This window comes from Francisella halioticida (genome assembly GCF_002211785.1).
GTDB classification, from domain to species: Bacteria; Pseudomonadota; Gammaproteobacteria; order Francisellales; family Francisellaceae; genus Francisella; species Francisella halioticida.
In genome coordinates, this window is sequence record NZ_CP022132.1 from 1,336,818 (window position 1) to 1,351,232 (window position 14,415).

Genomic DNA, 14,415 nt, shown 5'->3' on the forward strand with positions numbered 1-14,415 from the left:
TTTAAGCACTGAAAAAGTCTAAGACTTTTAATTCTTTATCATCATCCTCCATCTCAATAGTCTTAATCTCACCTTGCCAATTACGAATCCAAGTTAATTGGCGCTTAGCAAGTTGGCGAGTTGATACTATACCTTTTTTAATAAACTCATCATAACCAATATCACCATCAAGATATTCCCATGCCTGTCGATATCCTACACTTCGAATAGCCGTAGTATTTTTTGTTAAATTCAAATTCTTTCTTAATTCCCGTACTTCATTTATGAAACCCTGATCCAGCATTTGCTTAAATCTTAACTCAATATTTTTATGAAGTATTGATCTATCCTTTGGTACTAAAGCACAAAGTTTCAACTCTTCTTCTAAACCACCAACTTTTGGAGTTCTTACAAGCTTAGAATATTTTTGACCACTTATAATAATTACCTCAAGAGCTCGGAAGATTCTCTGCTGATCATTAGAATTTATTTTTTGTGCAGACTCAGAATCCATTCTCTTTAACTGCTCATGTAAAGACTGTAGTCCTTTTGCTTTTTTTTCTAATTCTAATGTCTGTCTTATCTCAGATCTACTCTCTGGTAAACTAGACAAGCCTTCTATTAAACCTTTGAAATAAAGCATAGTTCCACCGACTAACAAAACTTCTTTATTTCTAGACCATATCTCTTTCTTAAGCTTATTAACACTTGATATAAAGTCAGCAACAGAAAAGTTCTTAGTAGGTTCTATTATATCTATAAGGTGATGCTTTACATCTGCTTGTTCTCGTAACGTTGGCTTAGCAGTACCAATATCCATACCTTTGTAAACAAGTGAAGAGTCAACACTTATTATTTCTGCATTAATATTTTTGGCAATACAGATTGAAAGAGATGTTTTACCAGAAGCTGTTGGCCCAGCTATAGCATAAATTGATTTATTCATTTAGATATTTTTGTAATTAACTTTGACAGGAATCTCTTTTTTAAGAGCTTGTAAATAAAAATTTAGCTCTTCTTGTTTATATAAATTAATTACCTGACTAGGAATATTATTTTTCTTAGCTGATTTAGCTGATTCAACCTTTGTAACCTTATAAACATAAATATCACTATTTTCATTCTGATAAATATGATATTGATTATTATTGTTAAATAAAACATAGTTACTGAAGCCTTTATCAAAATTCTCTGTTTTAGAACCACCATGTATAGTAGCCCTACTAAAACTCTGTTTTATATTTTTACTACTTTTAAGAGCATCTAATAGCTTTTGTGACTTCTGTATAGCTAATTCTTGAGCTTTTTTCTCAACATAAGCTTTTGTTATAGCATCTTTGACTTTATATAGTTTTTGTTGTGCGGCTAAGCTTGAATTATCTACTTGATAAACCAAAAGTTTATCATTAGATATAGGTATGCTTGAGTATTTATCATTTTTTATGAAAAATAAGCTATTTTTAATGCCATCTAATGAGGAGTTAGTATTATCCGTAATATTTGCTATTCTTGCTTTACCCATTTCAGTCTTTAATTCACCTAACTTAATACTATCAACATTTTGAGTATAAGAATTAAATTGCTCTAATGCTTTTCTGTTTTGAATAATTTTAGTAATAGTCTGTTTAGTTTTATCATCAAACTTTGTAAACAAATCTTGATGAGTATTAAAATAGTTTTTTAATACTTGGTTACTAATTTTATCTTTTGATATAAAATCATTTTTTGAAATTATAAAATAATTAATTTTTTTACTAGCCGGAGTAACATATTCTGTCTTATGATCATAATAATACTTCTCTAGTTGTTGCTTAGTTGGTTTAATTTGTTCTTTTAGAGAATTTGGTGAAGTCTTGATATAATTTATTTGTTTATCTACAGAATAAATACTAGATAGTGATTTATTTTCATAATCCGTTATAAATGAGGTTTGTGCTATATTTTGAGGGATTATTGTAGCTTGTATATTTTGTGACATTAATTGTTCTAACTTCCCCATACCTCCAAGATAGCTAACTACTTGTCTTAATTTATCACTTGAAAACTTTCCATCTTTACCAAAAAACATTGGATTATTAAAAATAGCAGATTGTAGTGCTAACTTAGATACGGCTATATTTTTTTGTGCTGCTGTCAACATTAAGTACTGATCTACCATTTGCGATAAAACTTGAACTTTCTGTTCTTTAGTTTTAGCATTTTGAGCATATTGCTGAAACTGCTGATAATTTATCTCATTATCTCCAATTTTTGCAACATAAGAACGACTACCTCCCATATTCGTAAAAAAGAAACTCATCCCAGAAATTACAAATATAAAACTTATAGAAATAACCACTACCCACGTAAATGGTCCTTTAAATCGATCATTAAAAGACTGCAACATTTTTTCAACCCTGAATTAAGAACTCTTATTAAATTTATAAAACTATAGATAAAAAAAAGGGCATACTGTTAAGCACGCCCTTTAAAAACTAATTTTTAAAGTTTTTTTATTTTACCGCATCCTTAAGACCTTTACCAGCTTTAAAGCTTGGAACTTTAGAAGCTGCAATTTGAATTGTTTCGCCCGTTTTAGGATTTCTACCTTCTCTAGCACTTCTTTCTTTAACTTGAAAGGTACCAAATCCCACAAGTGTTACGCTATCGCCTTTCTTAAGAGCTTTAGTTACCGCATCAATAGTAGCGTCTAAAGTATTTCCAGCAACTTCTTTAGTAACATCTGCTTCTTTAGCTATAGCACTCACTAGTTCACTTTTATTCATCTCAAAACTCCTTTTGTTTTATAAATGGATATATTACCAATTAACTTTATAACACTAAAAATACATCGTTTCAATACAAAAATACTAAAAAACTCTTTCTAATACTTCTTTTATGTTATTTACAGGAGTAATTTCTAATTTTTCTGTAATTTCTTTGTCTACATCTACAAGATTTTTAACATTCTGCTGAGGTATTAAAACTTCTTTAATTCTACCTCTTAAAGCTGCTAAAAGTTTCTCTTTTAACCCTCCTATAGGTAGTACATCTCCACGCAAGGTTACCTCGCCTGTCATTGCTATATCATTTCTTACTGGCTTATTTGTATATACTGATACTAAAGCTGTAGTCATTGCAATACCAGCACTTGGTCCATCTTTAGGAGTTGCGCCCTCTGGCACATGAATATGTACATCTTTTTTCTCATAAAAATCATCTTCAAGCTTATAATTTTTAGAGATTGAGCGCATCACACTAAAAGCAGCATCAATAGATTCTTTCATTACATCGCCTAAGCTACCTGTATACTTGACTTTGCCTTTACCCGGCATAGCTAAAGCTTCAATTGTAAGAAGCTCCCCACCTACAGATGTCCAAGCAAGACCTGTAACTTGACCTACTTTGGCTTTAGTATTCTTAATACCATAGTCAAACTGTTGAACACCTAAGTACTCTTCAAGATTTTTCTGAGTTATTGAAATTTTACCATATTCAGGATTTTTAAGGATATTCTTAACAGCTTTACGACAGATCCCATCTATTTTTTGCTGTAAATTTCTTACGCCCGCCTCTCTAGTATAGTATCTAACTACATCTAAAATAGCTTTTGGAGTAAAATTAATTTCTTTCCTGGTTAAGCCATTATTATCTAAAGTCTTTGGTACAAGATACTGTTTAGCAATAGCTTGCTTTTCAAGCTCTGTGTAACCAGATAAATTGATAATCTCTAATCTATCTCTCAATGCAGGATCTATATCTAGAGAATTAGCTGTGGCGACAAACATTACTTTTGATAAATCATAATCTATTTCAAGATAATGGTCATTGAAAGTATTATTTTGTTCTGGATCTAACACTTCTAACAATGCTGCTGATGGATCTCCTCTGAAATCAGAAGAAACTTTATCAATTTCATCTAATAGAAAGAGAGGATTCTCTGTCTTAGATTTAATTATTTTCTGGATGATCTGTCCTGGCATAGAACCTATATAAGTACGACGATGGCCTCTAATTTCTGACTCATCACGAACTCCACCTAATGCCATACGTACATATTCACGCCCAGTAGCTCTTGCTATAGAGTGCCCAATAGATGTTTTACCAACTCCTGGAGGACCTACTAAGCACAAAATAGGGGCTTTGGTATTACTGTCTCTTTTTATCTGAACAGCTAAATGCTCAAGAATCCTTTCTTTTACCTTCTTTATACCATAATGATCTTTTTCTAGTACTTTTTCAGCTATACTAATGTCTTTTTTAACTTTAGTTCTTTTACTCCAAGGTAAAGAAAGAATAGTTTCAATATAATTTCTTGATACAGCTGATTCTGAAGAAGATGGTGGCATAGCTTTAAGTTTTTTGAGCTCTTTTAAGCATTTTTCTTTCGCCTCTTGAGACATTTTAGTATTCTCAATTCTTTTTTTCAGTGCAGAGACTTCTGATTCTTCATCAGCCTCTCCAAGCTCTTTATAAATCGCTTTTACTTGTTCGTTTAAATAATACTCACGCTGATTTTTATCAACCTGTGATTTAACTCTATCTTTAATCTTAGCTTCAAGCTCAAGTATCTCTAATTCTTCATAAAGACATGATAATAATAGTAATGATTTCTTCTTTATATCAGATGCTTCAAGAATTTTTTGCTTCTTAATAATTTCTGAATTAAGAATTGTAGCAATCTCGTAAATAAACTTATGTGGCTCTTCTGTATTAATCAAAGTTGCTAACGTTTCTTTAGAAACTTTACCACTAATATCAACAAATCTTTTAAAAGAATCAGAAATAGATACTAAAATAGCCTTTAATTCTTTATCAACTTGATTAGGACTATAATTATCATCAATATGCAAATTATCTAGACTTGCATAAATACAATCATTTTCAATTGTATATTTAGATACTAATCTTTTTGCGATACCTTCTACTATAACCTTTAAACTTCCATCAGGAAGTTTCATAACTTGAACAATTTTAGCTAATGTAGCTATATCATAGATATTATCTACAACATCTCCTGAGCTAGAGCCATTTTTTTGAGTTGCTAACAAAATATAATTGTTATGATTATTTGATGCCTGTTTAACTGCTTCTATCGACTTTTTACGCCCAATATTAAGTGGGATAGTCATTGATGGATATATAACCACATCTCTTAAAGGGATAACAGGAACAACATTTAAGATTTCTGACATAAACTTACTATACTCCTGTAAATTATTTTAGACTATATCTTTTAATTGTTTTTGCTCTTTTGCTTTACTAACTAATATAGGTTCTTCTTGCTCTAATATGACTTTATCATTAATAACAACTCTTTCAATATCTTGTGAAGATGGTACATGAAACATCAATTCAAGTAGAGCATTTTCAAGAATGGTTCTAAGACCCCTTGCACCTGTTTTTTTAACTATTGCTTTCTTAGCTATCTCTATAAGAGCTTCATCTGTAAACTCTATTTCAACATCATCAAATTTAAATAGCTTAATATATTGTTTAATAAGAGCATTCTTAGGTTCTTTTAATATTTTAACTAAATCTTCTTCTTTTAGTTCATTTAAAACTGTAACTATTGGTAAACGACCAATAAGTTCTGGAATAAGACCAAACCTTGTTAAATCTTCACTCTCAACTTTTCGCATCAATTTTTCAGTATCAAGATTATCTTTTTGTTGAATAACATCTGCATTAAAACCAATACTTACTTTATCCATCCTGTGTTTAACAACTTTTTCTATTCCTGCAAAAGCTCCTCCACAGATGAATAATATGTTTGAAGTATCAACTTGAATCATATCTTGGTTAGGATGCTTTCTGCCACCTTTTGGTGGTACTGAAGATACAGTACCTTCAATAAGTTTAAGTAAAGCCTGTTGAACACCTTCACCAGATACATCACGTGTAATAGATGAGCTTTCTGATTTTCTTGCAATCTTATCTATCTCATCAATATATATAATACCCTTTTGTGCTTTAACAACATTAAACTCAGAATTTTGCAATAAGCGTACGATAATATTTTCGACATCATCACCAACATATCCTGCTTCTGTAAGAGTAGTTGCATCTGCAATAGCAAAAGGAACATTTAACTGTTTTGCTAAAGTTTGGGCAAATAATGTTTTTCCTGAGCCTGTTGGACCAATCAATAAAACATTACTTTTTTTAAGCTCTGTATCATCATCTTGTGTCACACTAGATATGATTCTTTTATAATGGTTATATACAGCAACAGATAGTACTTTCTTAGCATTATCTTGACCAATAATATAATCATCAAGGTATTTTTTTATTTCTATAGGTTTTGGCAACTCATCAAAAGTAATATCTTGATTTGTATCCACTCCAGTTGTACTTTTAATTTTACTTGCGCACTTGCTCACACATTCATTACAAATATTACCATCTCTACCAGAGATAATACTTTTAACTTCTTGTTGCGATTTCCCACAGAAAGAACAATATCGAATTTTAGCCATTTTTAAACTAGATTTCCTTTATTTATTTAATTATTGCATCACGAGATTCAATAACATGATCTATCAGCCCATATTCCTTTGCTTCATCTGCCATCATAAAGTTATCTCTATCAGTATCGTTAACTATAGTTTCAAGATCTTGACCTGTATGATGGGCTAGTACATTATTTAACCTTTCTTTGATGCGTAAGATATTTTTAGCATGAATTTCAATATCAGATGCCTGACCTCTAAAACCACCTAAAGGCTGATGAATCATGATTTGTGAACTTGGTAAACTATATCTCTTACCTTTCATACCACCAGCCAATAAGAGTGATCCCATACTAGCAGCTAAACCAATACAGATAGTATTAACATCTGGCTTAATAAACTGCATAGTATCATAAACACCCATACCTGCTGTAACCATTCCTCCTGGAGAATTTATATAAAAATAAATATCCTTATCAGGATCTTCTGATTCTAGGAATAACAACTGTGCAATAACTAGATTTGCTGAATGATCATTTACTTCACCATTCAAAAAAACTATTCGCTCTTTTAATAATCTTGAATAAATATCAAAAGCTCTTTCACCACTAGCAGTTTTCTCAATAACAGTAGGAACTAAATTATTAGTTATCATTTATAACCTCTCTTTATAAGCTAGCTTAAAATCCAGCTTGTTGAGCTTGCATATTTTCTTTTATAATTTCAAAGAAATCCTCAGCTTTTTCTGAAACTTGAGCTTGATCTAGTACCCAATCAGTAAGTTTATTTTCAACAACTAAAGCTTTTAAATTAGCAATTTCTTTTTCATTTTTCTTGATTTCTTGTTTAGTTTTCTCTGGCTCTTCGTAGGCTTGAACCATTTCGTCTAGTAAGCCATCAACCTCTTCATCTGTAGCTTCAAAATTTTGAGTCTTCATAACACTATCAAGTACTAAGCTTGTTTCAACCTTTTGTTTAGCGTTATCTTCAAATAGATTATCAGGTAATTGATTAACATCAAAGCCTTTAGCATCACCCATTTGTTTAATTAAATTCTGCTTAGCAACATCAATTTCTCTTTTTATTAAAGCTTTTGGAGTTTCAAACTCAGCAATTTCTCTTAAACCTTTGAAAACTTGATCTTTTACTTTTCTTTGTAAAATGAACTTAAGCTCACGTTGCATATTTTCTTTGATTTCACCTTCAAAAGTATCAACTCCACCTTTTACGCCAAATTTTTTAACGAATTCTTCATCAATTTCTGGTAATTCAGCTTGTTGAATTTTCTTAACTGTAATCTCAAAAGTAGCTTCAGCACCAGCAAGATCTTTGTTTTGATATTCTTCAGGAAATGTTACTGTGATAGTTTTTTGTTCACCACTGTTCATACCAATGATACCATCTTCAAAACCAGGAATCATCTGACCAGAGCCAATCACAAGTTCTTGGTCATTTGCTGAACCACCTTCAAAAGTTTCACCTGCTTTCTTACCAACAAAATCAATAACTACTTTATCATCTTTCTCAACAGCTTTTTCTACTTCTTTAAAAGTTGCTAACTGCTTTCTTAAGTTTTCAATCATTTTTTTGACTTCAGCATCTCCAAGATCGACTGTTGGTTTTTGAACTTCAATTTTTTCAAAACCAGTAACTTCAAATTCTGGGAAAAGCTCAAGATTAGCTACAAACTTAAGAGGTTCACCTTCTTTATTTTCTTTAAGATCAACTTCTATACCAGCAACTGCTAACTTCTCATCTTGGATAGCTTTTGAATATTTCTGAGGAATCACATCAGAGATGACTTCCATACGAATTTGCTCACCATATTTTTTCTTAACCATACCAGTTGGTACTTTACCTGGTCTAAAACCATCCATTTTAATAGTTTTTGCAGTTTGATTAACTCTTTTATTTACTTCAGTATCAACTTCATTTGCTGGAACTTCAATTAGTAATGAGCAATTAATTCCCTCTTTCTTCTCTACAGTAACATCCATTTTAAGTTTTCCTTTTATTTATTTATTTATTTATTTAACAATTTTCTAGTAGCAAATTTTAACTTTCATCTATTAAATTATCTATATCTTTATTATCAAATATATGACAAGCTAAAGCTTTTGTTGTAAAATTTAGCTATTTCTAATAAATCTAAATCACCTATGGTAACTATTATTATAACTACTTGTCTACTAATAACGCCCTTTATAATAGCTTTTTTACATTCAAGTATTATTTACAACAAACACTATGTTAGTGTCTATGTAAATTACTTTATTGGCAGCAATATAAGCCTTACAACTCTCATAAACAGCTATGCTTATTTAGTATATGGAGACAGCATGAGTAAATTTCAAGGATGGATTTTTACTCCAGCTGTTTTTCAGATAGGAATTTTCCAATTATGCTTATTTATATTTTCAGTTTTAGCACTATTTAAAAACTCTCAATTTAAAGCTGCTTGTTTAATATTTTTTTCTATCTACATAATCCTAGACTCTCTAACATCGTTTAGTGGTTCTATTTATAATCAAGCTGTTGAAGCAGTGTTTTTTATAAATTTAATTGCTGCTTTGATTGCCTATATTTTATATAGACTTTTAAGTAAAAATTAAATAGGTAATTCAAATACCTATTATTCATTTAACTTAATTTCCTTTCATAATTAATCTAGGAGGATTATCATGAACAGTCAAAAAAAACATTAGTTATTATTGGAGCAGGCCATGCTGGCATATCAGCAGCTCTGTCAGCAGCAAAATTAAGAAATAAACTTAATCAGAAAACAGAAGTTGATATTATTGTAATTAGTCGTAACTCATATATGACAATACGACCAAGAATGTATATAAAAGAATTAGAAGAAGCTACTATAGGATAAACTGTCCCTGTTATTCAATACCACTTTATAAAATATTTTTATTCCTTGCTTTTATGCAGCATCTAAAATACCAGAATATACTTCATCAGGAGTCATATATCCAATACTAGAATGTAGTCTTTCATTGTTGTAAATATCAATATATTCTTTGATACCTACTTTAGCCTCTTTCATAGTTATATATGATGCCGGATAAACATTTTCATATTTCAGTGTTCTCCAAAATCTCTCAATTGCAATATTATCTATAGATCTTCCTTTAGCATCCATAGATTTATTTATTTTATTATCAGATAATATTTTAATATGCTCTTTTGCTGTATATTGAGTTCCTTGATCAGAGTTAAAGATATCAGGTTTACCATATTTAAATAACGCTTCTTTTAACACACTAGTTGTTAGATGTGTATCCATAGTATTAGAAATCTTCCAAGCTAGTATTTTCTTGCTATGCCAATCTATTATGGCTACTAAATATGCATACCCACATTCTAGTCTAATATACGTGATATCAGCACTCCATACCTTATTAGCTTTATCTATAACAACCTGATTCGTCTCATTTTTAAATACATTAAGTAAGTATGGATATTTCTTGTCTTGCTTATTAATGACAGTTGTCTTTTTTTTAGGATACAATGCCTTAATACCCATGAATTACATAGCACTTTTGATTAGCTTCCTTCCAACTAGAAATCCTAATCTATTTAGCAACTTTACTAGCCTTCTCGTACCATAATATGGATGTTTAGTATGTATCAAATCTATTGCATTTAATAGTCTAATATCATCATTACTACTAAATTTTGATATTGGTGTATAATAGTACACACTCTTAGATACAGATAATAGTTTAAGCTGATTATTTAAAGATAATTCTAGCTTAGTATCTACAGAGTTTACTCTATCATTTGATGATACCAAGCTTTTTAGCTTTCCCATTAAAAAATCCCTCTCTACTATTACCTCGACTAGTTTTTTACTTGTTGCATCTTTATCTTTTCTAAGCTCATCTATTTCCTGCTTATACTCCTTAACAATAGAGCTTTTATAAAATGCTAAGCAAGCATTAGATAAAAATTGCTGCTTCCAATTATGCACGTTTTTAGGAAGTAAATCATACTTACTTGCTATCTCATTAACTGTCATATCGCCTTCTAGCAATTCTATAATTACTTTAGCTTTAAAATCAGCTGTATACGTTACTCTTTTTTTACTCATTTATCTATTTCCTAATTTATCTAGTTAAGTTTAACATCTAGGAATAAAAATCTTTCTAAAATCAGTAGCTTTTTCTGGGGACATTAATAGTGAAAAGCAATTTATTGTGATAAACGACTCTCAAAAACAACAAAGAGAATTAAGTTTTAGTAGTTAATACTGTGTGCTGGTAGTGAATTAGCTCAACCAAGAATTAAAGGAATAAAAACTGTCTACAATATAGATACTTATAAGGTAGCTATACTAGGTGGTGGAATCACAGGTATCGAACTTGCTTGCGAACTTCCTGTAACATTGAAAAAGCTAACTTTTGAACTAGGATTAAAACCATCATCTGATCTTGATGTTTCAATAGTCGATCGAGGAGATGTTACTTATTCATTAGGTAAAGATCCTCAGAAATACATTGTAGATGCATTTAATTTGGCTAACATTAAATGCTTAAACTATGCATCTATCACAGAAGCTACTCAAACTAAAGCGGATAAAGGATCTGTGACTATAAATGATGAAGTGCTTGAATTTAACTTTATTGTTTCTGCATTAGGTATGAAAGCAACAAATTTAAATAATCTATTAGACTACGACAAAGATCATGCAAATAGAATAAAAGTTAATCACTATCTACAAACTCCTAATGAAAATATCTTTATAGCTGGAGATGCTGCAAATGTAAAAGTTGATGATGAACATTATGCAGTAATGTCATGCCAACAAGGAAGACCTCAAGGAAGGCTTGCTGGACATAATGCAATATTACATTTATTAGGTATTTCAAAAATGGAAGAATATTATCAACCAAATTATGTAACATGTGTTGATTTAGGTGAATATGGTGGTTTATACACAGAAGGATGGGAAAGAAAAGTTAAAAAAATTGGCATGGAAGCTAAAGATATTAAAAAACATATTAACCTTGAAAGAATATACCCGCCTAATAGAAGAGATGAGACAGGTATTTTTGAAGAAGCTGGTGAGCTTCAATTTATCACTCCTCACGAGTCTCATGAAACTACAAAAAAGTCTAAATAAATATAACTTGTCTACTAGAATTATATTCTATTCGCAATATCTAGACTTGATAGCTTTGATAGCTTGAGCGTAAGTAGCATCCATTTCAGCTCTTGAGCCAACACCACCACCTATTTCATAAAGCTTACCATCACCGACACCATAGATTGCCGCATGAATAGTAAAATCTAAGCCTTTTTTCTCCCAAGCATCACTTACAACTGTGGTTTTACAAAGATTTAAAGCTTGATGAAGTGCATTAAGCTCACACATCATATCAACCTTTTTCTTCATATACTCTTCCTCATTGTCTTTTAGATAAGAAAGAGTCTCTTCAATAAACTTTTTGTTCTGTTCTTTTATTTCACGGATAGAAGTTAGCCAGTTATCAATTAATCCATAACTCTTATCTTTAACAACCGTTTCCACACCACCACAAGCATAGTGACCACACACAATAATTTTCTTAACCTTAAGAACTTCAATAGCAAATTGCAACACTGATAAACAGTTTAAATCTGTAAGTGAAACAACATTCGCAATATTACGATGTACAAATACTTCGCCAGGGACAAGACCACAAACTTGGTTAGCAGGTACACGACTATCTGAGCACCCTATCCAAAGATACTCTGGAGACTGCCCTTTCGATAGTGTTTCAAAAAAACCAGGATTAGTCCTTTCAATCTCTTGCGCCCACTCTCTATTACCTTTGATTAACTCGGCTATATCACTCATGTCTTCTCCTTATATTATCTGAATATTTTTTCATATATTACACTTCATATGATATATTAGAATATCTTAATGAACAAGTCTTTATTAACTTATAATATAACTATATTGTTACCTCACCTTGCAAAGAAGTATTAAAAGCATCCTTGATTTGCTGCTGAGAAATTCCAGGTTGACTAAGTAAATAAAAAAGCTTGCCTAACGCTGCTTCATCTGTCATATCATATCCTGATACAACTCCAACATCCACAAGTCCTCGAGCTATTTTATAAGTTTGCATTTTTACACTTCCATACAGACATTGAGTGCAGTTAACTATCACAACCCCTCTTTGATTAGCCCTTGCTAGCGTCTTGTGAATATTAGGATCATCCATCATATTTCCAGAACCATAAGTTTTTAAAATTAAGCCTTGTAACGGTGGCTCAAGGACTGCTTCTAATATATTATTATCCATACCAGGGAAAACACTTAAGATTGCTATTTTTGGTACACCAAACGTTTCTAATATTGGCAAATCATAATTATCAGATCTTTGCCACAACCTTCTTTTTTTAATTTCAATATCAATTCCAACTTTTGCTAAGCTAGAATAGTTTGGAGAGTCAAAAGCTTCAAAATCTGTAGCAGATATTTTTGTAGTTCTATTACCTCTCATAAGCCTTTGATTAAAATAAACACAAACTTCTTTAATATCATCACTACAAGCAAATATTAAACTGTTTAGAATATTTGATATTGCATCAGATCTTATTTTTGATATTGGAATTTGTGAACCTGTTACAATTACAGGCTTTTGAATTTCACCAAGCATAAAAGATAATACTGAAGCTGTATAAGCTAAAGTATCCGTGCCATGTAAGATCACAAAGCCATCATAATCTTTATAATTTTTTATTACATCTAAAGCTAATGACACCCATCTTTTAGGATTTATATTTGATGAATCTATCAAATTTGTATATTCTTTGACTTTAAACTCAGGCATATTATATTCATAAAAATCACGAATACCTTCGACAGTTTTTGTTAAATATCCTGGTTTAACATCATATCCTTGCTCTGTATTTATCATACCAATAGTGCCGCCAGTGTATAAAACCAGAATCTTCTTATGGCTAAGATTTTCCATTTTTATTTTTCTCCATTAGCTCAGAAATAGCCCTATTTGCTAATTCATCTGCCTTTTCATTACCTTGATTGCCACTATGGCCTTTGACCCAGTTCCAAGCGATATTATGGACTTGACTCAAAGTATCAAGCTCTTGCCACAAATCTTTATTCTTTACTTCTTTCTTAGCAGCCGTTTTCCAACCGTTAGCTTTCCAGTTTTTTAACCACTGATTAATACCATTTTGTAAATATTTAGAATCTGTAAAAATAGTAATATCACATTTTCTTTTTAGAGTCTCTAATGTTTTTATAGCTGCTAAAAGCTCCATTCTATTATTAGTGGTTTCTTTCTCTGCACCATATATCTCTTTCTCTACACCATTATAACTAAGTATAGCTCCCCAACCACCTATTCCAGGATTACCTTTACAAGCTCCATCAGTATATGCTACTACATTATTTTTTTTGCTGAACATCTCCATAAATCTCCTTCGCACACTCTCCTCTATATGCTTGTTTTTTTCCTGATTCAGTTACTAAATCAGATACTTTTAGACCATCTACTATAAAGTAGTTATCTTTTTTAAAGATCACAACAAAGTTTTTACTTACTATACGCTTGAATAAATCAATAAAAATATTTCCCGTTGGATTTATCAATTGAACTTCTTTACTAACAAAGCCATTAGCTAAAAATTTTGATAAGACCTTATAAAGTCTAATATCTCCTGAACATGCCACTATAACTTCACCATCATCAGCTAAACAAAAGTGTAGTTGTTTGAGTAGAGCTTTTACTTCTTTTGGAGAAGATAAAGAACTTTGATCTAAGATTACTAAATCAAAAAATTTATGTTCAAATGGCCAAGCTTTGACACTAAAAACACATCCTTTCTGCTGTTGTGTTTTTAAATATCCAGAACAAACAACTTTTTTTAAGACATTAATTCTATCAAGATAGCCATCATCATTACCCGTGACAATAAGAGCTTTTTTATACCATCTTTGAGCAAGATATCTAACTATAATTCGCTCTTTCACCTTCAT

15 protein-coding genes are annotated in these 14,415 nt (G+C 30.9%); 2 read left to right on the forward strand and 13 right to left on the reverse strand.

The window, feature by feature from the left end; genetic code table 11:
- Position 1 precedes the first annotated feature (1 nt).
- The 7 genes from miaA to tig form a co-directional block, all read right to left on the reverse strand.
- Positions 2 to 925, reverse strand: coding sequence for a tRNA (adenosine(37)-N6)-dimethylallyltransferase MiaA (miaA, locus tag CDV26_RS07160; RefSeq protein ID WP_088772696.1), 924 nt, complete (start codon positions 923 to 925; stop codon positions 2 to 4).
- Positions 926 to 2,365 (reverse strand): SurA N-terminal domain-containing protein, encoded by a 1,440-nt coding sequence (locus CDV26_RS07165; protein WP_088772697.1) that lies wholly within the window; start codon positions 2,363 to 2,365, stop codon positions 926 to 928.
- Positions 2,366 to 2,471: 106 nt separating this feature from the next.
- Positions 2,472 to 2,744, reverse strand: a complete 273-nt coding sequence (locus CDV26_RS07170; protein WP_088772698.1) for an HU family DNA-binding protein — start codon at positions 2,742 to 2,744, stop codon at positions 2,472 to 2,474.
- An 84-nt stretch (positions 2,745 to 2,828) separates the two neighbouring features.
- The gene (gene lon / locus CDV26_RS07175; RefSeq protein ID WP_088772699.1) at positions 2,829 to 5,153 is read right to left on the reverse strand and encodes an endopeptidase La; all 2,325 of its coding nucleotides are present in this window, start codon (positions 5,151 to 5,153) and stop codon (positions 2,829 to 2,831) included.
- A 27-nt stretch (positions 5,154 to 5,180) separates the two neighbouring features.
- Positions 5,181 to 6,437, reverse strand: coding sequence for an ATP-dependent Clp protease ATP-binding subunit ClpX (gene clpX, locus CDV26_RS07180; protein ID WP_088772700.1), 1,257 nt, complete (start codon positions 6,435 to 6,437; stop codon positions 5,181 to 5,183).
- A gap of 22 nt (positions 6,438 to 6,459) precedes the next feature.
- Positions 6,460 to 7,065 (reverse strand): ATP-dependent Clp endopeptidase proteolytic subunit ClpP, encoded by a 606-nt coding sequence (clpP, locus tag CDV26_RS07185; RefSeq protein ID WP_088772701.1) that lies wholly within the window; start codon positions 7,063 to 7,065, stop codon positions 6,460 to 6,462.
- Between the two features lie 25 nt (positions 7,066 to 7,090).
- Entirely contained in the window at positions 7,091 to 8,407 is a 1,317-nt protein-coding gene (gene tig / locus CDV26_RS07190) for a trigger factor (protein ID WP_088772702.1), read from the reverse strand.
- A 162-nt stretch (positions 8,408 to 8,569) separates the two neighbouring features.
- Between tig and CDV26_RS13865 the strand changes: the two genes are divergently transcribed.
- Positions 8,570 to 9,022 (forward strand): DUF6790 family protein, encoded by a 453-nt coding sequence (locus CDV26_RS13865; protein WP_088772703.1) that lies wholly within the window; start codon positions 8,570 to 8,572, stop codon positions 9,020 to 9,022.
- A gap of 317 nt (positions 9,023 to 9,339) precedes the next feature.
- Here CDV26_RS13865 and CDV26_RS12165 read toward each other — a convergent pair whose 3' ends face one another.
- Positions 9,340 to 9,942 (reverse strand): IS3 family transposase, encoded by a 603-nt coding sequence (locus CDV26_RS12165; protein WP_157671526.1) that lies wholly within the window; start codon positions 9,940 to 9,942, stop codon positions 9,340 to 9,342.
- A gap of 3 nt (positions 9,943 to 9,945) precedes the next feature.
- On the reverse strand, positions 9,946 to 10,509 hold the full coding sequence (locus tag CDV26_RS12170; protein ID WP_157671533.1) for a transposase: 564 nt from the start codon (positions 10,507 to 10,509) through the stop codon (positions 9,946 to 9,948).
- Between the two features lie 264 nt (positions 10,510 to 10,773).
- On the opposite strand from CDV26_RS12170, the gene CDV26_RS07205 reads away from it, so the two are divergent.
- Positions 10,774 to 11,541 (forward strand): FAD-dependent oxidoreductase, encoded by a 768-nt coding sequence (locus CDV26_RS07205; protein ID WP_245806569.1) that lies wholly within the window; start codon positions 10,774 to 10,776, stop codon positions 11,539 to 11,541.
- Between the two features lie 27 nt (positions 11,542 to 11,568).
- On the opposite strand, the gene CDV26_RS07210 is transcribed toward CDV26_RS07205, so the two are convergent.
- The 4 genes from CDV26_RS07210 to CDV26_RS07225 all read right to left on the reverse strand — a co-directional run bounded on the left by CDV26_RS07210 (position 11,569) and on the right by CDV26_RS07225 (position 14,415).
- Positions 11,569 to 12,258, reverse strand: a complete 690-nt coding sequence (locus CDV26_RS07210; RefSeq protein WP_088772705.1) for a carbonic anhydrase — start codon at positions 12,256 to 12,258, stop codon at positions 11,569 to 11,571.
- Between the two features lie 100 nt (positions 12,259 to 12,358).
- Entirely contained in the window at positions 12,359 to 13,387 is a 1,029-nt protein-coding gene (gene ansA / locus CDV26_RS07215) for an asparaginase (RefSeq protein WP_088772706.1), read from the reverse strand.
- The gene (gene rnhA, locus CDV26_RS07220) at positions 13,374 to 13,850 is read right to left on the reverse strand and encodes a ribonuclease HI (RefSeq protein WP_088772707.1); all 477 of its coding nucleotides are present in this window, start codon (positions 13,848 to 13,850) and stop codon (positions 13,374 to 13,376) included. The genes ansA and rnhA overlap by 14 nt, the downstream gene beginning before the upstream one ends.
- Positions 13,825 to 14,415, reverse strand: coding sequence for a hypothetical protein (locus CDV26_RS07225; protein ID WP_088772708.1), 591 nt, complete (start codon positions 14,413 to 14,415; stop codon positions 13,825 to 13,827). Before CDV26_RS07225 ends, rnhA begins: the two co-directional genes overlap by 26 nt.

Bases quoted from the DNA above. Each gene is read 5' to 3' on its own strand.
- miaA (WP_088772696.1), bottom strand. From the start codon at position 925: ATGAATAAATCAATTTATGCTATAGCTGGGCCAACAGCTTCTGGTAAA.
- CDV26_RS07165 (WP_088772697.1), bottom strand. From the start codon at position 2,365: ATGTTGCAGTCTTTTAATGATCGATTTAAAGGACCATTTACGTGGGTA.
- CDV26_RS07170 (WP_088772698.1), bottom strand. From the start codon at position 2,744: ATGAATAAAAGTGAACTAGTGAGTGCTATAGCTAAAGAAGCAGATGTT.
- lon (WP_088772699.1), bottom strand. From the start codon at position 5,153: ATGTCAGAAATCTTAAATGTTGTTCCTGTTATCCCTTTAAGAGATGTG.
- clpX (WP_088772700.1), bottom strand. From the start codon at position 6,437: ATGGCTAAAATTCGATATTGTTCTTTCTGTGGGAAATCGCAACAAGAA.
- clpP (WP_088772701.1), bottom strand. From the start codon at position 7,065: ATGATAACTAATAATTTAGTTCCTACTGTTATTGAGAAAACTGCTAGT.
- tig (WP_088772702.1), bottom strand. From the start codon at position 8,407: ATGGATGTTACTGTAGAGAAGAAAGAGGGAATTAATTGCTCATTACTA.
- CDV26_RS13865 (WP_088772703.1), top strand. From the start codon at position 8,570: ATGGTAACTATTATTATAACTACTTGTCTACTAATAACGCCCTTTATA.
- CDV26_RS12165 (WP_157671526.1), bottom strand. From the start codon at position 9,942: ATGGGTATTAAGGCATTGTATCCTAAAAAAAAGACAACTGTCATTAAT.
- CDV26_RS12170 (WP_157671533.1), bottom strand. From the start codon at position 10,509: ATGAGTAAAAAAAGAGTAACGTATACAGCTGATTTTAAAGCTAAAGTA.
- CDV26_RS07210 (WP_088772705.1), bottom strand. From the start codon at position 12,258: ATGAGTGATATAGCCGAGTTAATCAAAGGTAATAGAGAGTGGGCGCAA.
- ansA (WP_088772706.1), bottom strand. From the start codon at position 13,387: ATGGAAAATCTTAGCCATAAGAAGATTCTGGTTTTATACACTGGCGGC.
- rnhA (WP_088772707.1), bottom strand. From the start codon at position 13,850: ATGGAGATGTTCAGCAAAAAAAATAATGTAGTAGCATATACTGATGGA.
- CDV26_RS07225 (WP_088772708.1), bottom strand. From the start codon at position 14,415: ATGAAGGTGAAAGAGCGAATTATAGTTAGATATCTTGCTCAAAGATGG.